Source organism: Prevotella communis (assembly GCF_022024115.1).
Taxonomy (GTDB): domain Bacteria; phylum Bacteroidota; class Bacteroidia; order Bacteroidales; family Bacteroidaceae; genus Prevotella; species Prevotella communis.
Window position 1 is genome coordinate 531,070 of sequence record NZ_CP091792.1, and the last position, 26,396, is coordinate 557,465.

At 46.7% G+C, this 26,396-nt stretch carries 25 protein-coding genes and 1 tRNA gene; 15 read left to right on the plus strand and 11 right to left on the minus strand.

The genetic code is table 11. The features are described 5' to 3' along the window. Positions 1-111: 111 nt before the first annotated feature. The 8 genes from L6468_RS02170 to prmC form a co-directional block, all read right to left on the minus strand. Positions 112-196: transfer RNA gene (locus tag L6468_RS02170), tRNA-Leu, on the minus strand. 63 nt (positions 197-259) lie between these two features. Then, positions 260-817 (minus strand): hypothetical protein, encoded by a 558-nt coding sequence (locus L6468_RS02175; RefSeq protein WP_237794699.1) that lies wholly within the window; start codon positions 815-817, stop codon positions 260-262. A gap of 16 nt (positions 818-833) precedes the next feature. Continuing rightward, the gene (gene argH, locus L6468_RS02180; RefSeq protein ID WP_237794701.1) at positions 834-2,174 is read right to left on the minus strand and encodes an argininosuccinate lyase; all 1,341 of its coding nucleotides are present in this window, start codon (positions 2,172-2,174) and stop codon (positions 834-836) included. A gap of 49 nt (positions 2,175-2,223) precedes the next feature. After that, on the minus strand, positions 2,224-2,637 hold the full coding sequence (locus L6468_RS02185; protein ID WP_091814539.1) for an SRPBCC family protein: 414 nt from the start codon (positions 2,635-2,637) through the stop codon (positions 2,224-2,226). A 9-nt stretch (positions 2,638-2,646) separates the two neighbouring features. After that, positions 2,647-3,276: an orotate phosphoribosyltransferase gene (pyrE, locus tag L6468_RS02190; protein ID WP_237794704.1), complete on the minus strand. Its 630-nt coding sequence runs from the start codon at positions 3,274-3,276 to the stop codon at positions 2,647-2,649. 92 nt (positions 3,277-3,368) lie between these two features. Continuing rightward, entirely contained in the window at positions 3,369-4,070 is a 702-nt protein-coding gene (locus L6468_RS02195; RefSeq protein WP_091850885.1) for a ComF family protein, read from the minus strand. Beyond that, complete coding sequence (locus tag L6468_RS02200; RefSeq protein ID WP_091850882.1) at positions 4,048-4,536, minus strand: regulatory protein RecX; 489 nt, start codon at positions 4,534-4,536, stop codon at positions 4,048-4,050. The genes L6468_RS02195 and L6468_RS02200 overlap by 23 nt, the downstream gene beginning before the upstream one ends. Then, positions 4,527-5,387 (minus strand): peptide chain release factor N(5)-glutamine methyltransferase, encoded by an 861-nt coding sequence (gene prmC, locus L6468_RS02205; RefSeq protein ID WP_237794706.1) that lies wholly within the window; start codon positions 5,385-5,387, stop codon positions 4,527-4,529. Before prmC ends, L6468_RS02200 begins: the two co-directional genes overlap by 10 nt. Before the next feature lie 20 nt (positions 5,388-5,407). On the opposite strand from prmC, the gene ribD reads away from it, so the two are divergent. After that, positions 5,408-6,373 carry a bifunctional diaminohydroxyphosphoribosylaminopyrimidine deaminase/5-amino-6-(5-phosphoribosylamino)uracil reductase RibD gene (gene ribD, locus L6468_RS02210; protein ID WP_237794708.1) on the plus strand — a complete coding sequence of 322 codons (966 nt, stop codon included), beginning with the start codon at positions 5,408-5,410 and terminating at the stop codon, positions 6,371-6,373. Here ribD and L6468_RS02215 read toward each other — a convergent pair. Continuing rightward, on the minus strand, positions 6,318-6,776 hold the full coding sequence (locus tag L6468_RS02215) for an RNase H family protein (protein ID WP_091814519.1): 459 nt from the start codon (positions 6,774-6,776) through the stop codon (positions 6,318-6,320). The genes ribD and L6468_RS02215 overlap by 56 nt on opposite strands. Before the next feature lies 1 nt (position 6,777). Then, complete coding sequence (argS, locus tag L6468_RS02220) at positions 6,778-8,556, minus strand: arginine--tRNA ligase (protein ID WP_091814516.1); 1,779 nt, start codon at positions 8,554-8,556, stop codon at positions 6,778-6,780. A gap of 141 nt (positions 8,557-8,697) precedes the next feature. Here argS and L6468_RS02225 point away from each other — a divergent pair, with 141 nt between their 5' ends. From L6468_RS02225 to tsf, 5 genes are all read left to right on the plus strand, one after another. Further along, positions 8,698-10,554 carry a hypothetical protein gene (locus L6468_RS02225; protein ID WP_237794710.1) on the plus strand — a complete coding sequence of 619 codons (1,857 nt, stop codon included), beginning with the start codon at positions 8,698-8,700 and terminating at the stop codon, positions 10,552-10,554. A 233-nt stretch (positions 10,555-10,787) separates the two neighbouring features. After that, a complete protein-coding gene (gene rplM, locus L6468_RS02230; RefSeq protein WP_091814510.1) occupies positions 10,788-11,249 on the plus strand; it encodes a 50S ribosomal protein L13 in 462 nt (153 codons plus the stop codon). Between the two features lie 10 nt (positions 11,250-11,259). Then, entirely contained in the window at positions 11,260-11,646 is a 387-nt protein-coding gene (gene rpsI / locus L6468_RS02235) for a 30S ribosomal protein S9 (protein ID WP_091814507.1), read from the plus strand. Positions 11,647-11,806: 160 nt separating this feature from the next. Next, positions 11,807-12,625 carry a 30S ribosomal protein S2 gene (rpsB, locus tag L6468_RS02240; protein ID WP_091814504.1) on the plus strand — a complete coding sequence of 273 codons (819 nt, stop codon included), beginning with the start codon at positions 11,807-11,809 and terminating at the stop codon, positions 12,623-12,625. Positions 12,626-12,679: 54 nt separating this feature from the next. Beyond that, complete coding sequence (tsf, locus tag L6468_RS02245) at positions 12,680-13,675, plus strand: translation elongation factor Ts (protein ID WP_091814501.1); 996 nt, start codon at positions 12,680-12,682, stop codon at positions 13,673-13,675. 68 nt (positions 13,676-13,743) lie between these two features. Here the strand turns inward: tsf and L6468_RS02250 are convergent, their stop codons facing one another. Next, positions 13,744-14,553 carry a carboxylesterase family protein gene (locus tag L6468_RS02250; RefSeq protein ID WP_091814771.1) on the minus strand — a complete coding sequence of 270 codons (810 nt, stop codon included), beginning with the start codon at positions 14,551-14,553 and terminating at the stop codon, positions 13,744-13,746. A gap of 85 nt (positions 14,554-14,638) precedes the next feature. Here L6468_RS02250 and L6468_RS02255 point away from each other — a divergent pair, with 85 nt between their 5' ends. From L6468_RS02255 to L6468_RS02295, 9 genes are all read left to right on the plus strand, one after another. After that, entirely contained in the window at positions 14,639-15,256 is a 618-nt protein-coding gene (locus tag L6468_RS02255) for a fumarylacetoacetate hydrolase family protein (RefSeq protein ID WP_237794712.1), read from the plus strand. 5 nt (positions 15,257-15,261) lie between these two features. Then, complete coding sequence (porU, locus tag L6468_RS02260) at positions 15,262-18,792, plus strand: type IX secretion system sortase PorU (protein WP_237794717.1); 3,531 nt, start codon at positions 15,262-15,264, stop codon at positions 18,790-18,792. A 111-nt stretch (positions 18,793-18,903) separates the two neighbouring features. After that, on the plus strand, positions 18,904-20,055 hold the full coding sequence (gene porV / locus L6468_RS02265) for a type IX secretion system outer membrane channel protein PorV (protein ID WP_371836482.1): 1,152 nt from the start codon (positions 18,904-18,906) through the stop codon (positions 20,053-20,055). A 40-nt stretch (positions 20,056-20,095) separates the two neighbouring features. Beyond that, positions 20,096-20,575 (plus strand): 2-C-methyl-D-erythritol 2,4-cyclodiphosphate synthase, encoded by a 480-nt coding sequence (ispF, locus tag L6468_RS02270; RefSeq protein WP_091814492.1) that lies wholly within the window; start codon positions 20,096-20,098, stop codon positions 20,573-20,575. Then, on the plus strand, positions 20,575-22,314 hold the full coding sequence (locus L6468_RS02275; RefSeq protein ID WP_237794720.1) for a hypothetical protein: 1,740 nt from the start codon (positions 20,575-20,577) through the stop codon (positions 22,312-22,314). Before ispF ends, L6468_RS02275 begins: the two co-directional genes overlap by 1 nt. 177 nt (positions 22,315-22,491) lie before the next feature. After that, positions 22,492-22,938, plus strand: a complete 447-nt coding sequence (locus L6468_RS02280) for a hypothetical protein (protein ID WP_237794722.1) — start codon at positions 22,492-22,494, stop codon at positions 22,936-22,938. A 254-nt stretch (positions 22,939-23,192) separates the two neighbouring features. Next, the gene (locus L6468_RS02285) at positions 23,193-23,570 is read left to right on the plus strand and encodes a hypothetical protein (RefSeq protein WP_237794723.1); all 378 of its coding nucleotides are present in this window, start codon (positions 23,193-23,195) and stop codon (positions 23,568-23,570) included. Between the two features lie 345 nt (positions 23,571-23,915). After that, complete coding sequence (locus L6468_RS02290) at positions 23,916-25,190, plus strand: DUF3575 domain-containing protein (protein ID WP_237794725.1); 1,275 nt, start codon at positions 23,916-23,918, stop codon at positions 25,188-25,190. Beyond that, positions 25,190-26,365 carry a hypothetical protein gene (locus tag L6468_RS02295; protein ID WP_237794727.1) on the plus strand — a complete coding sequence of 392 codons (1,176 nt, stop codon included), beginning with the start codon at positions 25,190-25,192 and terminating at the stop codon, positions 26,363-26,365. Before L6468_RS02290 ends, L6468_RS02295 begins: the two co-directional genes overlap by 1 nt. The last annotated feature ends 31 nt before the right edge of the window (positions 26,366-26,396 follow it).

The window sequence follows — 26,396 nt, forward strand, 5'->3', positions numbered from 1 at the left end:
GGAATAAACTCAAAAACACGTCTTTTTTTCGATTTATTAAGCATTGTGCCTAACAAGAAAAAGTGGACTCAGATGACTCTGAATCCACTTTTCTACCTTGCCGCTGGCAAGTGCCGCGAGCGGGACTCGAACCCGCACAACCATTTCTGGTCAAGGGATTTTAAGTCCCTCGTGTCTACCATTCCACCATCGCGGCAGCTGTTTTGCGGGTGCAAAGGTACGGCTATTTATTGGAATAACCAAATTTTTCAGAATATTTTCACGGATTCTGTACCGATAGGATACCTCTTTCGGGATTATAGCTGACGCGCTTGTATTGTTCCAGGGTGTGTCCTTCTTCGCCGGTCTTCACGATGCTGTACTCGCTATAGATGCTGTAGACGCGTTTGCATTTGTTGCATCGGAGCTCCTGAGGGGCATCGGCCCATTTCAGTTCGGAGTTGAAATCGCAGTTGGGACACAGCAGGTCGTAGGCACAGAGCACGCCGCTATAGGTGCGTCCGATGATGAGTCCGCGCTTCCTGCCCATGGCGTTATAGTTGATGCGCTCGTTGCCGATGGCAGTGGTCATCGTCAGGTCTAAGTCGCTGGCTGCGAAGGAACCTTGGTTGGGCGTCAGTTTCAGGTGCCATACGCGCTTTTCCTGTACGGCCTTGACAATACAGAAGTTGCCACCGGAACTGGCGATGGCATTGGTCAGCGCACTGGTGGGGTAGAGTGAAGCCTGAAACATGAAGTTGCAGTATGTCGAACTGAACTGGTTGTCCACTTCACAGGCACTCAATAATAGTAAAAGTAGTGGCAGTAATTTCTTCATTCTTCACTCTTCAGTTTTACTTTCCCAATAGTTTGGCTTCTGCCTTTTCCACACGCTCGAATCCGAAACCGTCAAGCGTCTGCTGCATCAGCGCAGCAATCTGGTCGTTCATCAGGTTGCCGATAGAGCCCTCGTGGGTGTGGTGGATGTCCTTGCAAGGTGTGAACTTACCTGCCTCAATATCGAGGCCTACCTTCTTATAGGCATCGCGGAAAGGCATACCTTCTGCTGCGAGGCGGTTGACCTCTTCTACAGAGAACATGGGGTCGTAGCGTGGGTCATCCAGGATGTGGTCGTTCACCTCAATGCGGTTGATGATATAGGCCGTCATGCGCAGACAGTCGAGCAGTTCGTCGAAAGCAGGCAGGAATACCTCCTTGATAATCTGAAGGTCGCGGAAATAGCCCACGGGCAGATTGTTCATCATCAGCGTGATCTGTTGGGGCAGACTCTGCAACTTGTTCGACTTAGAACGGATAAGTTCAAAGACATCGGGGTTCTTCTTATGCGGCATGATGCTGGACCCCGTGGTGCACTCCTTGGGAAGTTTTACGAAACCAAAGTTCTGACAGTTGAACATGCAGGCATCGAAGGCCAACTTAGCCATTGTGCCGGCAATGGTGGCAATCGCAAAACCCACGTTGCGTTCCATCTTGCCGCGGCCCATCTGGGCATAGACCACGTTGTAGTCCATTGAGTCGAAACCCAGGAGGTCGGTGGTCATCTGACGGTTCAGGGGGAATGATGATCCATAGCCGGCAGCCGACCCCAAGGGGTTGCGGTTGGTCATCTTATAGGCCGCCTGCAGGAAGAGCATGTCGTCAGCCAGAGATTCGGCATAGGCACCGAACCACAAACCGAAACTGGAGGGCATAGCCACCTGCAGATGTGTGTAGCCTGGCATCAGCACGTTCTTGTACTGATTACTTTTAGCGATAAGCTGGTCGAAGAGGTCCTTGACGGCCTCGGCAACCAACTGCAGTTGATGGCGGGTGAAAAGCTTCAGGTCAACCAATACCTGGTCATTGCGTGAACGGCCAGAGTGGATTTTCTTACCCATGTCGCCCAGTTTGCGGGTGAGCATCAGTTCTACCTGTGAGTGAACATCCTCGATGCCGTCTTCAATGACGAACTCGCCGCGCAGCGTCTGTTCGTAGATGTTCTGCAACTCCTTCAGCAATACGGGCAACTCATCCTTGCCCAGCAGTCCGATACTCTCGAGCATGGTGATGTGGGCCATTGAGCCCAGTACATCATACGGTGCCAGATAGAGGTCCATCTCGCGGTCACGACCTACGGTGAAACGCTCTATCTCACTGTTTATCTCAAAGTCTTTTTCCCAAAGTTTCTGTGCCATCTTTTTAATTCGTTATATCGTGATAACGTAATATCGTTATAACGCCTGATTATACATAAGGAATCTGTGCCAGTGCGTCTGCAATCTTTTCTACGCCATCCTGGATAGGACCGCTCACCATAGCTGCCAGCATAAAGGGAATGTCGGCTTTGATGGTGATTCTCATCTTTGAGGTTGTCTCATTGACAGGAAGCACCTGAATCCAGAGATTGAAAGGCATGGGTGACTGTGTTGTCTCGAACTTGACGCATTTGGGTTCTTCGCGCTCCACGATACGCAGGGTTATCTGACCAACAGGATCAACATTGATTGTTACAGAGTCCTTGTCGAAAGAGAACTCCTTCAATTTATCTTCAGGGATGCGGTCGCGCACACGCTCCAGATTGCTCAGGTCGCTGATGTTGCGATAGACGGCTTCCTGTGAATAGGGCACCTGCTTGATGCTACTTTCGAATTTCTTCATAGCCCCTCCTTATACGCCCCAGACGCTGGGATCCTTTCTCCATTCAGCCAGTACGGCCTTTTCTTCTTCCTTGATATAGCCTGTCTCGGCAGCCTGCTCCACAACGGCGTTGTAGTCGCTCAGGGTAATGAGCTTGACACCAGCCTCGCGGAAAGCCTCCTCTGCTACAGGGAAACCGTATGTGAACGAGGCTACCATGCCGATAACCTCTACACCATATTCGCGCAGAGCAGCTACAGCCTTCAGAGAACTGCCACCTGTAGAAATCAGGTCCTCTACTACGATAACCTTAGCACCCTTCTTGATTTCGCCTTCTACCTGGTTGCCCATGCCGTGATCTTTTGGCTTTGGACGAACATAGCAGTAGGGAAGACCCAGTTCTTCGGCTACCAGCGCACCCTGTGCAATAGCACCTGTGGCAACACCAGCCACAGCATCAGCCTCAGGGAAGTTCTCCTGAATGACGTGACAGAGTTCCAGTTTTACAAACGAACGCAGGCTGGGGTGTCCCAGTGTCTTGCGGTTGTCGGTATAAATAGGTGATTTCCAACCGCTGGCCCATGTGAAAGGTTCGTTGGGTTGCAGTTTGATGGCCTTGATATCCATCAGCTTCTGTGCGAATTGTTTCTTGATATCCATAACGTTATGTTGATTTTTGCGTGCAAAGGTACGAATTTTAAGTGAAAAGTGAAAAGTGAAGAGTGAAAAATTTGCTGCCGCATAACGATTATTTACTCTTTTGTGTAGCCGATAGAGAGGACGCTTAGCTTGACGCCTTCGGCCTTGGCCAGTTCCTGACCACAGGCGATCACGGTGGCGCCAGTGGTCACTACATCGTCAATAATCAGTAGGTGCTTGCCTTTTATCTTGTCGGCATCAACCAACTGAAAGGCTGCCCTTACGTTCTCGCGGCGCTCCCAGATGCTGGTCTGGTGCGTCTGACTCTGACTGAAATGTTGTCGCTTGACTACCTTATTATATATAGGGAGGTGTGTGACATGGCTAATACCTTTTGCCACTTGCATACTCTGGTTATAACCTCTTTTCCATTGGCGTCGGCGTGTGATGGGCACTGGTACGATGGCATCGATGTCATCGAAGAAGCCAAATGGCTGATGTCTCAGGGCGATTTGTTCGCCGATATCCTCGCCCAGCAACATCTGACCATGGTATTTCAGGTCGTATATCATCTTGCTGGGGTCGGAATGGGAACGGTAGTAAAACCAGGCAGATGCCTTCTCTATGGGAAACTGCCCCCAGAAGAGTCGGGCCATGAGGTTATCGTAAGGCGACTCGGGAAAGGGTGTCTTCTCCAGTTCGTTGTCACAGTCAGCGCAGAGCAGGGCTTCTTGTGGTTCTAATCTGCCTCCGCAGATAGCGCACCTGCGAGGTGCGATTAAGTCCAGCAGACTAGTCCAGAAACTCGTCCTCATCTTCTACCTCGATACACTGTTTGATGATGTCCATCGTAAAACCACGACTCATGGCATACTTGATGAGCTTCATGGTCAGTTCGTATTCACTATCGGCCTTGGTGCTTTTGCGCTTCTGCTTGAGCATTGGTCGGAGAATCTTTAGGTATTCTTCATCGTCTACTTCATCGAGCAGAGGCTTACTGATGCTGTCGTCAATACGTTTCATCCATAAGGCCTGTTCCACCTTGCGGCGCCCCCATTTGTTATAGCGTATCTTATCATAGATGAATGCACGGGCAAAGCGCTCGTCATCAACGTAGCGTTCTGCTATCAGACGGTCCATCACTTCTGCCTGCTCTTCCTTGCTGACGCCCCACTGCCGCATCTTTTCTATCATCTCCTGCTGACAGTGTTCACTACGGGCACAGAGGTCCGTGAGCTTCTGGTAGGCTTGTTGGCCCGTCATTTCCTTTTTTATAAGCATGATTTCGTGAATCGTTGTTTGCCGAATTGATCGTTTCTAATTTCTGTATGTGAGAACCCTTCTTCGCTGAGCATCTGTTGCATCTCGCTGACATGCAAAGGATTGATTTCGAAATAGAGGGCTCCACCTGGATTTAATGTCTTTGCAGCAAAGCGAGCAATGGTGCGATAGAACAGCAGTGGGTCGTCATCAGGTACGAAAAGTGCCAGTTCTGGCTCGTGTTCCAATACATTGCGCTCCATCGTTGCGCGTTCCTTGTTGCATATATAGGGAGGATTGCTCACGATAATATCAAGACCCGTCGCTGGCCTCTCCCTATTAAGGAGGGAAGTATTTAGCACATCCACCTTCTTGAACGACACGTGGACATTGGTGCGTTTGGCATTTTCTGTGGCTATGCGCAGGGCATCGTCAGAAATATCCCATGCTGTCACCTCTGCGTCTGCCAATTCTGCTGCCAGCGTGCAGGCGATGCATCCGCTACCTGTACCGATGTCGAGAATCGAGGTGTTTCTTCCCTCTTCCTTCTTCCCTCTTCTCTCTTCCATTATCCACTGGCATAGCTCATAGGTCTCTGGCCTGGGAATCAGTACGCCTGGCTCTACATGGAAGGTCCTGCCACCAAACTCCGCCTCACCTAAAACATACTGTACGGGTTCGCCTGTCAGCAGACGTTGTGTAATTTCCGCTAAGAGTTTTTGGTCATCTGTGGATAATTGTGTATCTTTGCCGATGAATAAGTCGGATGGCATGAGTCCGAAGCGGATCTCGTATACCATACGGGCAATAGCCTTCGCCTCGTAGTCATCATAGACCTGCGTCAACTGGCGCCATAATTCATTATAAGTCATACTGCAAAATTACACAAAATATGGAAACCGACCAAATTTCTTTGGATAAAAAATATATGCGCCGCTGTCTGCAACTGGCGCAGAACGGACAGCAGAATGCGAAGCCGAATCCAATGGTGGGAGCTGTGATAGTGGCTGATGGTAGAATCATTGGCGAAGGTTATCATGTGCGCTGTGGACAAGGGCATGCAGAGGTCAATGCTTTTGCAAGTGTCAGCGCAGAGGACGAAAGACTGTTGCCTGAGGCAGCGATCTATGTGTCGCTGGAACCCTGTTCGCATTATGGGAAGACACCCCCTTGTGCCGACTTGATTGTCAAGAAAGGTGTGAAGCGTGCGGTAGTAGGCTGTATTGATGAGTTTGCCGAGGTGCAGGGTAGGGGCATCAGGAAACTGAGGGATGCCGGTATTGAGGTGACTGTGGGCGTACTGGAAGAAGAGTGTAAGGCCCTGAACAGAAGGTTCTTTACCTTTCATCGTCTCTCGCGCCCGTACATTATATTAAAGTGGGCCCAGACGGCTAACGGATTTATTGATGACAACGGTAAGGCTTTGGCTATCTCGACACCCTTTACGCAGATGCTCTCGCACAAACTGCGTGCTGAAGAGGATGCCATCCTTGTAGGACGTGTTACCAATGAACGCGAACATCCTCAGCTGACCGTGCGTCAGTGGGATGGTCCAAATCCTAAACGACTCGTTATTGATCGTCAGCATCCGTTGAATCTGGAGGTGCTACATGCCCACCATATACAATCGCTGATTGTCGAAGGCGGTAGGAAAACGCTCGATTCTTTCCTGGAACAAGGCTTGTGGGATGAAATCCGGGTGGAGACGAATATGCGTTTGACGGTAAGTGGTGGAACAAGCGCGCCACAACTTCCGGCAGATGCAGAAGTCGTGGCGCAACATGATTATGATGGTAATATGATTATTTCCTACCGAAGTCGGCTGGCACCTCGCCCCATTTCTGGGTCTCCCATTTGATGATGGGATTGCGGTAATTATGTGTGCGTAGCCAATTCTCGGCGCGTTGGATAATCTGGTAGAGCGGCTCCGTCTCAGGGGTACGCTCTAATTTTGTCTTACATTGTCGTTTTGAGACCCAGAGGATGGCATTGTAGGAATCAGAGTAGATGGTTTTGTTATGCAAGCCCTTCTGCCAACAGAGGGCAAGGGCGTGAACGATAGCCAGGAACTCACCGATATTGTTTGTACCTTTCACTGGGCCAAAATGAAATACCTGCGCACCTGTCTGCAGGTCGATAGCCTGATACTCCATGGGACCAGGGTTGCCGCTACAGGCCGCGTCCACAGCCCACGCGTCTGCCCTTACCTCCATGGGCAAGGGCAGTACGGTGTCGTGTCTATAGTCGGGAGGGTTCTGCATATTACATGCGCTCGGGCACCTCGATGCCCAGCAGACCCATACCGTTCTTGATAATCTTTGCAACGTTCTTTGCCAGCATCAGGCGCACGGCCTTCTTCTGCTCATCGGGTTCGTTGAGGATGCTGAAGTCGTGGTAGAACTGGTTGAATACCTTTGTCAGCTCGTAGCAGTAGTTGGCGATACCAGAGGGAGAGTAGTCCTTACCGGCCTGCTCCACGGCTGCGCCAAACTCAGACATCTTCTGGATAAGCTCAATTTCCTTATCAGCGAGACTAGTTGAACTAGCGGGGCTAGTCGTACTAGGTGCCTTACGCAGAATACTGCGGATACGGGCGTAGGTGTACTGGATGAAAGGACCGGTGTTGCCATTGAAGTCGATACTCTCCTCGGGGTTGAACAGCATGTTCTTTCTTGCATCCACCTTCAGGATGAAGTACTTCAGGGCACCCATACCCACGATGCGGGCAATCTCGCGGCGCTCCTCTTCGGTCATGTCGTCAAACTTACCCAGTTCCATAGAGGTCTTATAGGCATCCTCTACCATCAGTGCCATCAGGTCGTCAGCGTCAACAACGGTTCCTTCGCGGCTCTTCATCTTACCATTAGGCAGCTCTACCATACCATAAGAGAAGTGAACCAGTTCCTTGCCCCACTTGAATCCTAAGCGGTCCAGCAGGATAGAGAGTACCTGGAAGTGGTAGTTCTGCTCATTGCCCACTACATAAATCATCTTGTCGATGGGGTAGTCCTGGAAACGCATTTCGGCAGTACCGATATCCTGTGTCATATATACAGAGGTGCCGTCAGAACGCAACAGCAGTTTCTGGTCCAGTCCCTCGTTGGTCAGGTCGGCCCAAACCGAGTTGTCCTCATGGCGCTCAAAGAGACCCTTGGCGAGACCTTCTTCTACCTTGGCCTTACCCTTCAGATAGGTCTGACTCTCGTAGTAAATCTTATCGAAGCCAACGCCCATCTTCTTGTATGTCTCGTCGAAACCGGCATACACCCAGTTGTTCATCTTTTCCCACAAGGCGCGTACCTCGGGATCGTTGTTCTCCCATTTTACCAGCATCTCGTGGGCCTCCTTGATGAGCGGAGCCTCCTGCTTAGCCTTTTCTTCGTCCATGCCCTGAGCCATGAGTTCCTTCACTTCCTCGCGGTAGTGCTTGTCGAAGGCTACATAGTAGTCACCAATCAGGTGGTCGCCCTTCTTGCCGGATGACTCAGGAGTCTCGCCATTGCCGTACTTCAGCCAAGCCAGCATTGACTTACAGATATGAATACCGCGGTCGTTTACGATGTTGGTCTTTACCACCTTGTTGCCGTTGGCCTCCATAATCTGAGCCAGCGACCAACCCAGCAGGTTGTTGCGTACATGACCAAGGTGCAGGGGCTTGTTGGTGTTGGGTGAAGAGTATTCAATCATCACGAGGGGAGAGTCCTCGTTAGCAGCTTTCATGCCGAAGCGGTCGTCCTGATCCATAGCCTGCAGCAACTGCAGCCACGCACCCTCACCGATGCTCAGGTTCAGGAATCCCTTTACTACGTTGAACTTCTCAACAGCCGAACAGTTGTCGACCAAATACTGACCAATCTCCTGAGCTGTCTGCTCGGGTGATTTCTTGGCTGCCTTCACAAAGGGGAAGACTACCAGTGTCAGGTTACCCTCAAACTCGCTGCGTGTCTTCTGCAGCTGTAGCATCTTTTCGTTTGCCTCCATGCCGTAGAGTGCCTTGACGGCCTCGCCTGCGGCTTGACTTATCAGTGTCTCGATATTCATATACCTCTTATATATATTATTTGGGGTGCAAAGGTACTACTTTTTCGGTAATTTAGCAAAAAATGCGGTTGCTTTTTGTTCGTGACAGGAAAAAGTAGTAACTTTGCACCCCGATTTCAGAAAACACAACAAATATTTACTATGAAGAATTTTACGCTGATGATGTTTGCTTTGCTGTGTTCGTTGATGTCGTTTGCTCAAGGTGGGCAGACTACGTTTACATGGGCGGCAGAGAATGGCGGCTTTGATGATCAGGCCGTGGTTGCTGAGTTTAATGTTACGGACGACATGACTGCTACTGCAGCAAAGGGCAATGGCTCAAGTGATCCAAAGTATTATGACAATGGTAAATCCGTTCGCCTGTATAAGGGTAATACGTTGACCTTGGCTGGTCCTGGTATCACAAAAATCTCGTTTACTTTTTCTGGTGGAAAGAAAAACCTTCAGTCTAATGTGGGTACACTGGCTAATGATGTGTGGACGGGTAGCGCAGATGAGATTGTCTTCAGTGTGCCTGACGGACAGGCGCGCATTGAAGCTATGGAGGTGACCTATGCGGGAACGGGTAACTTGGTGAATAATAGTGAACGTGTGGTGGAAGACGTGGTAGTGACTGTGCCTGAAGGCTTGCAGACTAAGACCTGGGCACTTGAGGGCTATTTCTCTGAGTATCAGGGCTACGACGAGATCCAAACACCCGTGAACCGCGCACTGAAGGTGGGCTTTGACGGTAAGGATGTTTATGTACAGGGCTTGAGCTATTATTTGCCTGAAGCATGGATTAAGGGACTGCTAAGTGAAGATGGTAAGCAGATTACGTTCAATTCGCCTCAGTACTATGGTTCTGAGACTTACGCTAACTATTCACGTAGCATGTACTTCCTGATAGACATCTATAATGAAGAGATGGATGAATGTCCGGAAAGTTATACCTTCGATTATGATGCAGAGGCTGGTACTATTACGGTTCCTCAGGATGTGTATATCATGGAGAATGCTCAGCCCGAGCGTAATTATAATGATGCCTATGGCTACTATATCCAGCCTGTACTCCATAAAGGTGAACCTACAGTGGAAGAGGTTGTTGAACTACCAGAGGGCCTGACTGCCGACGAATATCACATGCAGGCTGTTGATGGTTATTTTAATACAGAACATGTTGGTACGGTCTATGTGGCTATTGATGGTGCTGATGTCTATCTGCAGGGACTGGAGCCTTATCTGCCAAAGGCATGGGCAAAGGGTGTGCTGCAGGATGGTACAATTACCGTAGAGGGTGGTCAGTTTCTGGGGCATCTTAGTCTGATGACTCTGGAGTATGACCTCTATACTGCACCTATGGCCTTTACGTATGATGCTCAGACCGGTACGCTGAAGGCTGATAACTATCAGATAGCAAATGATCAGGATGAGGCCTTTGAGTATTTCCTCGACGTGACACTGACAAAAATCAATGATGTGCCTGGCGTTCCTGTTACTCCGTCTGTGGCTTCAATGGAATTGGATGAGGATTATGGCTATTATTTGGTCCTGGATGTTCCCCTGGTAAGTACCGCTGGCAAATTCCTGTCGGCAGGTAAGTTGAGCTATCAGATTTACTATGACGTGGATGGCACGCCACAACCTTTTGTCCTGAAGAAGGAAAACTATGAAGATCTGAAGGAAGATATGAGCGTGATTCCCTATGAGTTTACTGATGATAACGATATCACGGAGCATGGCTATGCCGTTTATCTGAACGGCGTGGATGTAACTACTTGGAAACGTGTTGGCGTAAAGAGCATCTATACCGGTGGCGGCGAGACTCATGAGTCGGAAATCGGTTGGCTTTCTCTCGAGTCTGCTGATGGTATTGTCAATGCTGGTGTTTGCCCAGACAATGTGCGCTATGTTGATGTAATGGGACGTCGTGCTAATGGTACTCAAAAAGGCCTGCTGATTCGTCAGGAACGTATGGCTGATGGAAGCGTCAAGAACGTGAAAGTAATTCGTAAATAATCATATAAAAGTTAAATAATTATAAAAGTTGGGCTACAAAGGCTGTGTCATACCTCGTATAATGAGAAAAAGCAGTACCTTTGCAGTCCGATTATTGGGGGGAGGGTCTTAGACTCCCCACGAGTGTCGTGTAAATAGTGCCTGTCTTTGGCCGGATAGCACGGTTTGTGAATCGGCGCTCAGTAAACAATATTTTTAGGTAAAACTGTTTTTTAGTAAAATTAAACGAAGAAATGAACACTTTAAGTTACAAGACCGTCTCGATTAACAAGGAGACAGCCAAGAAGGAGTGGGTCGTAATCGATGCTACTGATCAGGTAGTTGGTCGTCTCGCTTCAAAGGTCGCTAAACTGATTCGTGGTAAGTACAAGCCCAGCTTTACTCCTCACGTAGATTGTGGCGACAATGTCATTATTATCAATGCAGCCAAGGTGAAGTTCACCGGCAAGAAGGAAACTGATAAGGTCTATACCCGTTACACTGGTTATCCCGGTGGTCAGCGTTTCAATACTCCCGCTGAACTGCGCAAGAAGCCTTTCGGTGTAGAGCGTATTCTCCGTCACGCTGTGAAGGGTATGCTGCCAAAGGGTCCCCTCGGACGCAGCCTGCTGAACAACCTCTATGTATATGAGGGAACAGAACACAAGCACGAGGCACAGCAGCCAAAGGCTATTGATATTAACTTGTATAAATAATTGAATAGAGATGGAAGTAATTAACGCAATAGGTCGTCGTAAGAGCTCAGTGGCTCGCGTTTATCTGTCAGAAGGTACTGGCAAGATCACGATCAATAAGAAGGACTTAACCGAATATTTCCCCTCAGCCATTCTGCAGTACGTGGTGAAGCAGCCTCTGAACCTGCTGGAGTGCGCCGAGAAGTACGACATTAAGGTTAACCTCGACGGTGGTGGTTTCACCGGTCAGAGTCAGGCTCTGCGTCTTGCAATCGCCCGCGCTTTGGTAAAGGTTAACGAAGAGGATAAGAAGGCGCTGAAGGATCAGGGCTTCCTGACACGTGATAGCCGTGAGGTTGAGCGTAAGAAGCCAGGTCGTCCCAAGGCACGTCGTCGCTTCCAGTTCAGTAAGCGTTAATCCAACTGGACTACGTTTAGTATCTAAACTGGCGGGACTCTGGCTAGAAATTCTAGTGTTACTAGTTCAACTAGTGCGACTAGTCCACCTTGATTACCCGCTGGCTGATCTAAAAAAGATTAAAAAGAAAGTAAACAACAAAATTAAAGAAACAAAAAAAATGGCAAGAACAAATTTTGAACAGTTGCTGCAGGCTGGCTGCCACTTTGGCCACCTGAAGCGTAAGTGGAACCCCGCCATGGCTCCCTACATCTACACTGAGCGTAATGGTATTCACATCATCGACCTGCACAAGACCGTGCTGAAGGTTGACGATGCTGCAGAGGCTTTGAAGAACATTGCTCGTCAGGGTAAGAAAATCCTCTTCGTAGGTACTAAGAAACAGACTAAGGAAGTGATTGCCGAGAAGGCAACTAGCGTAAATATGCCTTATGTAATTGAGCGTTGGCCCGGTGGTATGCTCACCAACTTCCCCACCATCCGCAAGGCTGTGAAGAAGATGGCCAATATCGATAAGCTGATGCAGGACGGTACATATGGTAACCTGTCTAAGCGTGAGCTGCTGCAGATTACCCGTCAGCGTGCTAAGCTGGAGAAGAACCTCGGTTCTATCGCCGACCTGACTCGTCTTCCTAGCGCTCTGTTCGTCATCGACGTGATGAAGGAGAATATCGCTGTCAAGGAGGCTAACCGTCTGGGTATCCCCGTGTTCGGTATCGTTGATACCAACAGCGATCCTAAGAACATCGACTACGTGATTCCCGCAAACGATGACGCTAAGGATAGCGTAGAGGTAATCCTCAACGCTTGCTGCGCTGCTATCGCTGAGGGTCTCGAGGAGCGTAAGGCTGAGAAGGCCGACGAGAAGGCTGCTGAGGCTCAGGCTGAGGCAGAGGCTGTTGAGGCTAAGCCCAAGCGTGTTCGCAAGGCTCGCAAGGAAGAGGCTCCCGCAGAGGAGGCTGCTCCTGCTGCAGAGTAATCATTTCGCGATAACGTGATAACGTATAACGTATAACGAAAAATTAAAGAAAAAATGGCAATTTCAATTGACGATATCAAAAAGCTTCGCGCTATGACTGGCGCAGGTCTGGCTGATGTAAAGAAGGCTCTGACTGAGGCTGAAGGTGATTTCGACCGTGCTAAGGAGTTGCTCCGCGAGCGTGGTTTGGCTATCGCTGCTAAGCGTTCTGACCGTGAGACTTCAAACGGTTGTGTACTGACAAAGGTAGAGAATGGCTTCGCTGCTATCATCGCCTTGAAGTGTGAGACCGACTTCGTTGCTAACGGTGCTGACTTTATCGCCCTGACCAAGAGCATCCTTGATGCTGCTGTAGCTAACAAGTGTAAGACCATCGATGAGGTGAAGAACCTCGACATCAACGGTCAGACCGCTCAGGAGGCTGTAACACAGCGTTCAGGTATCACTGGTGAGAAGATGGAGCTCGATGGCTACCAGATTCTCGAGGGTGCCAACATCGAGGCATACGACCACATGGGTAAGCACACTCTGTGCACCATGGTTCAGACCAACAAGGAGAATGCTGAGGTAGGTCACAAGCTGGCTATGCAGGTGGCTGCCATGAAGCCCGTTGCTCTGAATGCAGAGGCTGTTGACCAGAAGATTCTTGACGAGGAATACAAGACTGCTGTAGAGAAGACTAAGCTCGAGCAGGTTGAGAAGTTCGTTGAGATGAAGCTTAAGAAGGCTGGCTTGAACCCCAACCTTGTTGACAGCGAAGACCACATCGAGAGCAATGTCAATAAGGGCTGGCTTACTAAGGAGCAGGCTGATGAGGCTCGTAAGATTATCGCTGATGCAAAAGCAGAGGGTGAGGCTCAGCTGAAGATGCCTATGATCGAGAACATCGCTAAGGGACGTGTAAACAAGTTCTTGAAGGAGAACTGCCTGATTGATCAGGAGTTCCAGTTTGGTGATGGCGATAAGGCTACTGTAGCTCAGTGGGTGAAGGCTCAGGACAAGGAGCTGGACATCACTGCTTTCCGTCGCTTTACTCTGGCTGCTGAGTAATTTTGCCCGAATAGCGTAAATAATGATAAATCAGCACTACCTGACAGGTGGTGCTGATTTTTTTTATGTTAATCGTCTATGACTTCCGGGTCTGGCAGGTTACGGTCCATGTCGCTATAAGCTCCTTTCAAATCCGAATTCGTAATACTATATTCACGACAGAGAGGACGGTCCTTGTCTTTCAGACTATGCCGGAAGAGCCACTCGTAGGTACGTTTCAGGTAGAATGCGCGAGCCAATGCACCATGGTTGGCTCCTGGAAGCCAGTCGTAACGCAGTCTGCTATCGTTATGAGCATCTTCAAGTGCTTTGACAATTCGTTTGGACTCTTTAATGCCTACTGCCCTGTCTGCTGTTCCATGAAGAATCCATAAAGGGAGTTTGCCAAGTCCTTGCAGATCCTTTAGTGTTGAACCGCCGCATAGAGCCATTGCGGCAGCCACCTTTTCGGGGTAAGTACCTGCAAAGTCCAGTGTGCCATAGCCTCCCAGACTCATGCCTAAGACATAGACGCGTGTGCTGTCAGCAGGGTAGTTTTTCAAGGTCCACTCTAAAACATCGTTGATTTTCTTGGGATTCCATGCACCACCGGGATTCTGTGGCACAATGACCAGTGCCGGAATCTCACGGCCTTTGACAATGGCATCCAAAGGTCCATAGCGGCGTGAACGGTTCAGGTCACGACTGCACAGGCTGGCGCCGTGAAGGAAGATAATCACAGGTGTGCTTTCCTGAGAATAATAATAGTCCTCTGGCGTGTATATCCAGAAATCATAACCACCGGGTATTACCTTTCGATTGGCCATCAGGTAATCATACTGTGCTGAGATGTTAAGCCAGCACAGAAGAGATAAAATGAGTGTTACGATACGTTTCATGCGTGCAAATGTACGCATTTTCTCTGAAAAGTTTGCTCAAATCAAGTAAAAATATTAGTTTTGTAGGCTCAAAACGAAAGAAGATATGAAGATTTTTGCTGTAGGAATGAATTATGCACTGCACAATAAAGAGTTGGATGGTGCGTTATATAAACCAGAGAAGCCTGTAATTTTCACGAAAGCTGATTCTGCTTTATTGAAGGACGGAAAGCCGTTTTTTATCCCCGACTGGTCCGAGCGTGTGGATTACGAGACGGAATTGGTTGTCCGAATATGTCGTCTGGGTAAAGGCATTCCCGTACGCTTTGCTCATCGTTATTATGATGCGGTGACAGTGGGGATTGATTTTACAGCTCGCGACTGGCAGGAAGAGTCTCGTAAGAATGGCCAGCCATGGGAGATTTGTAAGGGCTTCGACGGCTCCGCTGTGATAGGTCAGTGGGTTGAAAAGGAGAAATTCCGTGATGTTCAGGCCCTGCATTTTCATTTGGATATCAATGGTAATACGGTGCAGGAAGGCTGTTCAAGCGATATGCTCTATAAGGTGGACGAGTTGATTAGTTATATCTCAACCTATTTCACATTGAAGACGGGCGACCTCTTATATACAGGAACCCCTGTTGGTGTTGGTCCGGTAAAGATTAACGACCACTTGGAAGGTTGGCTGGAAGACCGTAAGGTGCTGGAATTTGATTGTAAGTAAGACTGATGAGAAGATTTTTTCTGATTTGGCTGATGATGATATGTGGCATGGTTTCTACTATGGCACAGGGTTTTTATAATCTCACAGCCGAGGAAGTTAAAATCGACTCTTTGTTGCCTTTCGTCAATTACTCGTGGCCTTTGGGAGGTAATTATGCAGACTCGACTTATGAGGTGAGAATTGCTTATCCGGAGTTTCTGGATATGGCAGAGGAAGACGTTAATCGTTATCATGCCATTACTACTGAACAACTGCCAGAGTTGCCGCGGATACAGCAATATGTAGGTGTGTCACGAAAGAGTGGTACTTTGTATGCCCAGTTCGTTCCACTTGTTTTTCGTGAGGGTAAATATCAGAAACTTGTGAGCTTTCAGTTGCAGGTGAAATCTGCACCTGCAGGAAAGACCCGCCGTGCGTCATCGTCGGGCGATCGTTATGCAGCCCATTCAGTTTTGTCTAGTGGGCATTGGGCTAAGATTCGTGTGCCAGAGACGGGTTTTTATCATCTGACAGACGCTTTGATTAGAAAGGCAGGATTTAAGAATCCTAAGAAAGTCAAAATATACGGTTATGGCGGAGAACTGCAACCAGAGGTACTGACTGGAGAGTATCTTTCGGAGACAGATGATTTGAAGGAAGTGGCCACGTGTACGATTAAAGGGAAAAGACTGTTTCATGCTTCAGGACCAGTTAGCTGGGCGTCTAATACAACTCTTGCCCGTACGCGTAATCCCTATTCAGATTATGGCTATTATTTCCTGACCGAGAGCGATGATGAACCTCTGACAGCGGATAGCGCGTCTTTTGTCAGTTCATATTATCCTTCTGCCAGTGATTATCATGACTTGTATGAGGTAGATGACTATGCTTGGTACCACAGTGGCCGTAATCTCTATACCAGCGAGAAACTCACGGTTGGCTCTGACCGTAACATCACTTTGCCTGGCGTTCATTCCACGACGACGCAGATAAATGTAAACCTGTCATACGATTCTAAGTTTGTGGCAACGTTGTTGATGAATGGCACAACGATTGGGACGTTGACAGCATCTTCCGGGCTAACAAGTTCCGGGACTTTGTCTGATGGTAATGCTGTTGCTACCCAGGCCAGCTGGAAATTTTTATTACCTGATTCTGTGATGAAGACCACAGACAATAAACTGACGCTTCGTCAGACATCAGGTGGTGAAGTTCGTTTGGATTACGTGTCATTGTGCTATTCTACGCCAAAAGCGCTTACAGACTTTTCAACCTCGCTTCCAGTACCAGAGTATCTCTATGACATCACGAACCAGGACCATCACGCAGACTCGGCGGTAGATATGGTAATAATTATACCTACCAGCCAGAAGCTTCTTTCAGAGGCAGAACGCTTGAAGACGCTCCATGAGACCTATGATAGCTTGCGTGTGAGAATTGTTCCTGCAGATGAGCTTTATAATGAGTTCTCCAGTGGTACTCCAGATGCCAATGCCTATCGCCGATACATGAAGATGCTATATGATAGGGCAGGGACGGAGGCCGACCAGCCACGTTATCTGCTGCTCTTTGGAGATGGTGCTTGGGATAACCGTATGTTGTCTAGTGGCTGGCGCAGTCTTTCACCTGATGATTTCCTGCTTTGCTACGAGAGTGAGAACTCTTTCAGTGCTACGAAGTCCTATGTGTCCGACGATTATTACTGCTTGCTGGACGATAACGAGGGTGGCAGTATATTGAAGGATAAGTTCGATGCCGCCGTCGGTCGCTTGTCTGCTCGTACGGCCGAGGAGGCCAAGATACTGGTGGATAAGATTTATGCTTATCGTACCAATGCCTATGCTGGCGCATGGCAGAATACCTTGTGCTTCCTGGGTGATGATGGCGACCAGAACCGTCACATGCAGGATGCAGAGGCTGTTGTGAGTACGGTGAAGAGCCTTTACGCTAATTACGATATCAAAAAGATTTATTGGGATGCCTATACACGTGTGACCTCTTCAACAGGAAATAGTTTTCCGGATGTTACGCGCCTGATTAAACAACAGCTTCAGAAAGGAGCGTTGGTGATGAACTATTCAGGACATGGTGGTCCCTCGTTGCTTTCTCATGAAGCCGTGTTGCGTATTACGGATTTTGGAGAAGCCTCTTCCTTGCGTCTCCCCTTATGGGTTACTGCCGCTTGTGATGTGGCTCCTTTTGATGGTCAGAGTGATAATATAGGTGAGACGGCAATGTTTAATAAGAAGGGTGGTTCTATTGCCTTCTACGGCACCACACGTACCGTTTATGCCTCTTACAACCGACTGCAGAATCAGTCGTTTATGAAATACCTCCTGGCCAGTAAGAACGGACGCCGACTCACTATCGGAGAAGCGGCCTACCTTGCTAAGAATGATTTCGTGTCAGGTTCTACGGAAATGCTTACCAATAAATTGCAGTATGTCCTTTTGGGAGATCCAGCCCTGACTCTGGCCAGTCCTACGGAGCAGGCTGTTATTGATAGTATCAACGGCAAGGCTGTTGCTGATGGAATCCAGCAGCTGAAGGCTGGTTCAAAGGTAACCCTGAAAGGTCATCTGCCGGGGCATGCGGATTTCAATGGTGTTGTCACAATTACGGTTCGTGATATCGAAGAGACCATTGTTGGTAAACAGAATGATCCGGTAGCTACAGAGACAGCCTTTGAGTTCCAAGACCGTCCGAATACCATATACAACGGTAGTGACAGTATACGTAATGGTCAGTTCTCGTTCTCTTTTGCAGTTCCCAAGGATATCAGTTATTCCGATAAAACGGGTCTATTCCTTGTCTATGCAGTCAATAACGACAAATCATTGTCAGCTCATGGTGAGTGTGAGAGTTTCACGCTGACAGGTACTGAGGATTTGTCCAATGACGGCGTAGGACCGTCAATCTATTGCTATCTGAATAGTGAGTCGTTTGTAAATGGCAGTACGGTGAATGCCACACCCTATTTCTATGCAGAGCTGACGGATAAGGACGGTATCAATGTTTCTGGCGGTATCGGTCACGATTTGGAACTCATCATTGATAATGATATGAACCTTACCTATCAACTCAATGAGCGTTTCCAATATGACTTTGGTGACTATTGCAAGGGAAAAGTTGACTATGTACTGCCGGAACTGTCGGATGGCCCGCATAAGCTCCTTTTCAGAGCTTGGGATGCACAGAATAATTCCTCTGTCGCTGAGTTGTCGTTTGTGGTGAATGCTACCCAACAGCCCACATTAAGTAACGTGATATGTACGAAGAATCCTGCTACTACATCTACCAGTTTTGTTATCAGTCATGACCGTGCAGGAAGTGAGGTGGATGTAGAACTGGAAGTCTTCGATACTTCCGGCCGTCTGTTGTGGAGGAAGTCTGAGACAGGTATACCTACGGATCATACTTATACGATTGATTGGGATTTGACTACAGGTAGTGGTAGCCGATTGAAGACGGGCGTCTATCTTTACCGTGTCCTGATTAGTAATAATGGCAGCTCTAAAGCCTCGCAAGCCAAGAAATTGATTGTCCTGGGACAATAAATAAGGTGTTGTTGCGTTATAACGATATAACGTTATTACGTCATAACGAAAATTACAATGAAAATAAAGAAGATTCTTTTGGCAATAGGCTGTTGTTCTATGTCCTTTGTGATGGCTCATGCCGATGACAAGAACACCACGTTCAATCCGGTGGAACATGCCGTCATATCGCAAACGATTGCCCCTGATGCCCGTGCTGCCGGTATGGGTGATGTGGGTGTGGCTACTGATCCTGATGTCAACTCTCAGTACTGGAACTTGGCAAAATACCCGTTCTGTATTAGTCGTGCTGGTGTAGCGCTCAACTACACACCTTGGTTGCGTCAGTTGGTTAATGATATTGACCTGGCTTATGTGGCAGGATATTATCGTATAGGCGATTATGGCGCATTGTCAGGTTCTCTGCGTTATTTCTCACTTGGTGAGGTGTATACCGATGCGGAGGGACTGGATGAGTCCATGACGGTGAAGCCTTATGAAATGGCACTTGATGTGGCTTATTCTCGTATGCTGAGTGAGACATTCTCTCTGGGTGTAGGATTGCGCTGGATTTATAGTGACCTGCGTTATGATTATTTCAGTGAAGGTTCTAAACCAGCCTCTGCGTTTGCAGCCGATATTGCCATGTATTATAATAACTATATGATGCTTGGCAATCGCGAATGTCAGTTGGGCCTTGGTGCTACTGTTACAAATATCGGTAGTAAGATTTCGTTCTATGGTGACGATGAGAGTCAGTTTATTCCTGCAAACTTGCGTGTAGGTGCTTCATTGTTGGTACCAGTCGACGAATACAACCGCTTCACACTCGCTTTTGATGCCAATAAACTGCTGGTTCCTACGGTTCCCACCATGCAACAGTATATTGATAAGGAGCTCGGTGGCGATGATACGAGATATAATGCTAGTGAGTATCAGCAGTATGTGCGCGAGCAATATAGCGACATGTCGAGTATCAAGGGTATCTTCACCAGTTTCAGTGATGCTCCAGGCGGATTCAAGGAAGAACTTGAGGAGATTCAGTGGAGCGTTGGTGCCGAGTACGTGTACAATGATCAGTTCTCGCTCCGTGCCGGTTATCACCATGAGTCGGAGTCAAAGGGTAATCGAAAGTACTTTACCGTGGGTGGTGGCTTCCGCATGAATGTCTTCTCACTTGATGTGGGCTATGTCATCTCAACGGCTCAGACTAATCCCCTTGATCAGACGCTGCGTTTCACCTTGGCATTTGATATGGATGGTCTGAAAGATCTTTTTAAGTAATGGTATTTTAACGGGATAACGTCATAACGAATTTAATAGAATGATGATTAGAGTTGGAATGGGCTATGATGTCCATCAGTTGGTAGAAGGCCGCGACCTGTGGATGGGCGGCATTAAGTTGGAACATACTATGGGCTTGTTGGGCCATAGTGATGCCGATGTATTGATTCATGCTATCTGTGATGCCATTCTTGGCGCAGCAAATATGCGTGATATAGGCTATCATTTCCCTGATACTTCTGCTGAAACTGACGGAATGGATAGTAAGATTATCCTCAAGAAAACTATAGAACTCATTGCCTCTAAGGGCTATCGTCTGGGTAATATCGATGCCACGATTTGTGCAGAGAAGCCTAAGATGAACCCGCATATCCCTGAGATGCAGCAGTGTATGGCGCGTGTCATAGGCTGTGACCCGGATCAGATTTCCATAAAGGCTACAACAACAGAGAAACTTGGTTTTACAGGACGGCAAGAAGGCATCTCTGCCTATGCCGTTGCGTTGATTGAAAAGATCTGATGAAACAGTTTATAGTATTCATCTTCGTTCTTTTTGCTTTTCTTTCTTGTACAGAAAAACGTGATTATCGCGATGCTTTGTCGCGTGCAAGGGCTGTTATGTATCATGATGCCGACTCTGCTCTTGCTATTTTAGATAGTTTAGGTGATCATCAGTCTGAATTTGGCTCTCATTTTCAGAAACAGTATCAGTTGCAGTTGGCTGCAGCCGAAATGAAAGCGGGTGCAGTCTTTACTACGGATTCTCTGACAAAAGAGTTGGTGGATTATTTCGAAGCGAATGGTGATGATGAGGAAAGTGCCTTGGCATATTATATATATGGTTGCTCCCTGATTGATTTGGGCCAGTCACCAGAAGGACTACAAGCGTATTATACTGCACTAAGCAAGGTTGATACAACCAAGGCTGACTGTAATTTTGAACTCCTGAAGAATATCTATGGACAGATGTCTTTGGTGTTTCATAACCAGAATCTACCTCAAGATGAGATATGGTCATTGAACCATTATGTTGAGAATGTTAAGAAAACCTCTTCTGAGAAGGACTATCTTTTAGCTAAGTACGAATTGGTAGCTCCGTATATTTTGTTGAATGAAATCGATTCAGTATTCTATGTGGCCCTTGGAGTGTATGAGGATTTGATACGTATTGGTGATAATCAAGGCGCTGCAAGAGTCCTATGCCCCACTATTTATTATTACATGGAAAGGGGGGAGATGGATAAAGCAACGTGGGCCAAAGAAATCTTCGAAAAAGAGTCTGGCTGGTATGATGAAAAAGGAAATATTGCCAGTGGACGTGAAAGCTATTATTATGTTAAAGGTTTCTATGAATTATCTGCAAATCGTTTAGATTCGGCAGAACAACTATTCCGTAAGGCAATCAGATATGGTTATCTGTCAGAAGGTTATAGGGGCTTGTTGAACGTATATAGAAAGCACCATGATGTAGATTCAGTTTTCCACTTCTCACTATTATATGAAGCTGCACAGGATACGCTCCACAATCAGCTGCGTACGAATTCAATCCATCAGATGTCGGCTTTATATAATTATAACAGGAGCCAGAAAGAGGCTGAGCAGGAACGCGAGACCTCACGAAAACTGAAGATGAGGTCAACTTTCATTGGTGTCATCTCATTTTTGGTTGTCGTGCTGCTTTTGTGGCTATATATCAGATATAAGAATAAGAAAAAACAGGAGATACTGAAGCTGTCTAAAAAATTAGAGAGTACTATAAGTGCCCGTTCGGAGATATCAGCAGAATTGCAGATGCTTAAGAGTAAGAATTACGAAGGCGTGATTGCTGCAAAAGAAGCGAAAGAGGCTGAACTTACTGAAATCATCAAGCGTTTACAACTGGAGAACGATCAGACTGAACATACTGATGCAACGGAAACATTTGTCAATAGTCCCATTGCTCAATTGTTTATCAAAAAATCAAATCTCAAAACAGAAAAGCCTAATCCTTCGGATGGCGAATGGAGCTTATTGATAAGACAGTTTAGCAAGAGCTTCCCCGACTTATATAAGTCTTTCTCTGAGGGAACGCCACTTTCCCAGTTGCAGCAACAGGTTTGTGTCTTAATTATTCTTGGAATGTCTGATTCTTCTATTAGAATTATGTTGGGCAATTCAAAGTCTGTTTTGTCTGACGCCAAGTCAGATGCAAACGAACGCCTGTTTGGGCAGAAAGGTGCTAGAACGCTAAAAAGTAACCTGTTTAATGCTTTAAAGTAGCTCTCCCGAACTTTTCCGAACTTTTTTTGTAATCCACTGTAAATCAGTTGGGTTTCTTTGGCGTTTCTGCTCTTTGTAGAGGCAGTCTAGGAAAATTATCTTATTTTTTGTTTTGTGCATAAAAGAAAAAGGTATAACTTTGCTCGGAAATTACTAAAACCCTTTAATAATATAGTTATGTTTAAGAAATCTTTTATAATCACGGGATTATTCCTTTTAGTGTCATTAACTAGTTTTGCTCAAGAATGGGCTGAACAAGCAAAGGCTGAATTTTCTCAAGAGACTTTTGGTGTCTCAACTGTTCGAAGATCAGCATCTTCAATGTCTTTATTTGATAATTTGTCATTACAGGTCCGACTTATTGATCCGTGGAAACCTTCAACTGGTATTAAGCGTAGCCCGGCAAAGGCTCCCTCTTTGAGCATTTTTGATCATACGTTGTATTTTGCTACCTCATGTGATGGCTGTATCCTGCGATTGGTAAATGAGGATGGCGATGTGGAATATGCAATAGAAATACCGGAGAATACTTCGACCATAACCTTACCATTCTATCTGTACGGAGAGTATGAGCTTCAGATTCTTCGTGGTAACTATTGCTTCTTCGGCTTCGTGGAGTTGTAATAGAATAAGCAAATAAGTAGCGCTTCTTTAGGATGGAAAACATCATAAAGAAGCGCTATTTTTATGGTAAAATACTAAAGTTGGTGTCTTGGCGAACTTTTCCGAACTATTTTTGTAATGCGTTGAATATCAAATCGTTTAGTTGCATGTTTGCTCGGTTTTGACGAACTCTGGCGAACTAAAAGAATCCCTAAAGTTTGGAGCGATGTATAAATTGCCTTACCTTTGCCTCACGAATCATAAATAAAAAAACTATGGGTGAATATTTCTTAGCAGTCCTCGGACATTTATTCTTGATGCCTTCTGGTGCTTATTCACAATCTCAGAATTTGTTTTCTTTTGAGAATGTGTACTTGCATGTGCGCAAGGTAGATTCGGCAGATTCTGCAAAATCTGTCAAACGTAGTTCTGTCAAGACGCCATCTCTGAGTTTAGAGAATCATACTCTATATTTTAATACATCTTGTGATGGTTGTACTTTGCAGCTCTTGGATGAGAGTGGTAATGTAAAATATACTAAGGTTATTCCAGAGAATACCTCTAATATTGCCTTGCCAAGTGACATGGCGGGAGGATGTGAGCTGCAGATAATCCGTGGCCAATACTGTTTTTATGGTTTAATAGATTTGTAATTAATCATATGTAAGTTGTATAGAGCTTTTAAGTGTTAATAATTGTTTTTAGGTTATGATTCTTCGATTTTTGCGAAAAAATTGAAGAATCTATTGGATATAACGAAAACTAACGGGTTAAATATTGTAAATTATACGGGCTTTTCTGCCTAAAAAATAGAAGAAACGACTAATTTTGTATCGGAAAAGATTGATACAAAACAGGAAAGTCCAGTGCGTAGATTTGTTAACCCAATTCAGGTAATTCTCGTAATTGCCATTGTGTTACTTGGCCAATTGTCAACATTGGCCCAGAAGCCTGACTCGTTGTTGTACAAGCAATTGCCAGATTATCCGTTTGTTTTTGTGTCAGATTCTATTGTTACTTCTCCCCCTGTTATTACGGACTCCTTATTCGATGTGATAGCTCGTGGTATCCGCTTCCGTGTAAACAGAACAGAGTTGCTTCAGGACGATCCCTTTATACCTTTATATAATGACAGTCTTGTGCCTTGGCTCAAGAAAAACAACCTTGTATTACGTGAGGTTTATGTAAAGGGTGCAGCCTCTCCAGAAGGTCCTTACCTGAATAATGTCCGCTTGAGTCGCGAGCGTACAAAGCGATTGATAGAGTTCCTTAGCAGTAACTTGGATCAGCCGATTGCAGACCGTCCTTTGAATGCCAAATGTGTGACGGAGGATTATGCCTATTTGGTAAAACTGATGGAGCTTGCTGGTGATGCGGAATATAAACAAGTAAAATATATCTGGGAGAGTTGCCATGGTGATGAACGTCTGTGCAAGAAGAAGTTGATGGCATATAATAAGGGAAAGACCTGGAAGCGTCTGTTGCAGGTTTATTTCCCCACGTTGCGTCAGAGCCGGGTTGTGCTGTGGTTTGCAGTCAGTCCGAAACACATGCCTATACCCTCTTATCATTTTACCGCAAAGACAGAGATGCTTGCCATTCCAGCGCTTCCTGATCACATATCTATAACTGAGTCAGCGCCTGCTGTAGAAAAGAAATATGCGCGTAGGCATCTGATTGCGGCCAGGACAAATCTCCTTCATGATTTTGCTTATGTGCCACAATTCGGCCTTGCCACCAGTGGCAATATTCAATTAGAATATTACCCACTTACAGGCCATTATACCTATAATGCAGGCTTCACATTCTCAAATCATCGTCATTGGAGTGAGCATAAGTTTATGCAGGTGCGTGATGTACAGTTAGAGTTACGACGTTATTTCAAGGGTGGGGGAGCATTCATCGGCCCCTATCTTGCTGCTTACTTGGAGGGCACAAAATACGGTATTGGTTTTAGTGCTACCAAAGGCTGGGAAGGTGAAGGTGGTGGTGCCGGTCTTACCATTGGTCATACCTGTAGGTTGAATAAGAAAGGCAGTCTTCGACTGGAGCTAAGTCTCAGTATAGGAACTTTTATTACCCGCTACGACCCTTACGTATGGGGTAATCCAATCACTGGATTTGTTGATGGTCTTTACTATTATGATTATCATGGTAGTACCAGCCAGTTTAAGGAGCGTAACCATCAGTTCATGTGGCTTGGTCCTACCAATGCGGGTATTCATCTGACATACGATATAATTTATAGAAAGAAAAAGGAGGTAGTCAGATAATGCGTACATATATATATCATATAATAGCTGTAGTACTGTTTGTAACGCTTGGCATAACCTCGTGTATCGAACCACCTTTGCATCTGCCAGGTCAGAACATGGAGTTGCAGATACCTCAGGTTGAGACCGATTTGGAGGTAATCTGGGATGTTGATGTGGATTTCCAGACGGACTGGTATTATGGATGGGACCTGAAGGACGACTCTATCTGGGGTAGCATCGGCTATACGATGCCTACAAGTTTTGAAGTGCACCGCTATTACAAAGGAGACGACCCTTATGCCAAACATACTACAGACGAGGCATTCTCTATACGTAGTACCCGTTTCCGTCGTTATTTCCAGTTTGGCTATTATGATATGCTTTTTTATAGCGATATCGACTCAAAGGACGGAACCCAGGTGTTGGTGTTGAATGAGACGCTTGATTCTGTCACGGCTACGACGACAGGCACACGAGGTATCTCTCGTAGTATCTTGGAGCATAGCAGATCAAACGAAGCCGATCCTTCTGGCGTTATTGGTTTGCTGAATCAGCCTGAGATTTTCTATAGCGCTTATCCTGAGAATATCTTTATCTCGCGTGACTTGTCGGATTACGATTTCGACCCTGTGGAGAATATCTATATCAAGCACATAGAAACAAAGCTGCGTCCACTGGTGTATATCTACCTCGTTCAGTTCATCCTCTATAACAACGAGGACGGAAGAATCAAGGGTATCAATGGTAATGCAGCCCTTTCCTCTATGGCCAGTAGCACGAATGTGAATACCGGTCATACGGGGTATAAGCCAGCCCTGATTTATTTCAATACGCGATTGAAGAAGAATCAGGAGGTTAATGGGCAGAAGTGTGATATCATTGGTGGTAAACTGACCACGTTCGGACTCTGTGATAATGAACCGTTCACCCGCTCGGGTGCCCTTTATGCGGGTTCGCGTTCGAATCTTAGGAACTATCTGTATTATGACCTGATATGGAAGGATGGACAGGTCAAGACATACGAGTTTGATGTGACCGACCAGTGTCACGCACAGGCGCATGGAGGTATCCTGACGGTGTGGATAGACTGTTCGAAACTGACACCGCCCGATCCATTACCATCGGGCACCGGCAGCCTGTTCGTTCCTACCGTTGAAGATTATGACGAGGTGTTCTGGGAGATTGAAATCTGACGCACCTCATAGAATTATTATGTATAATTTA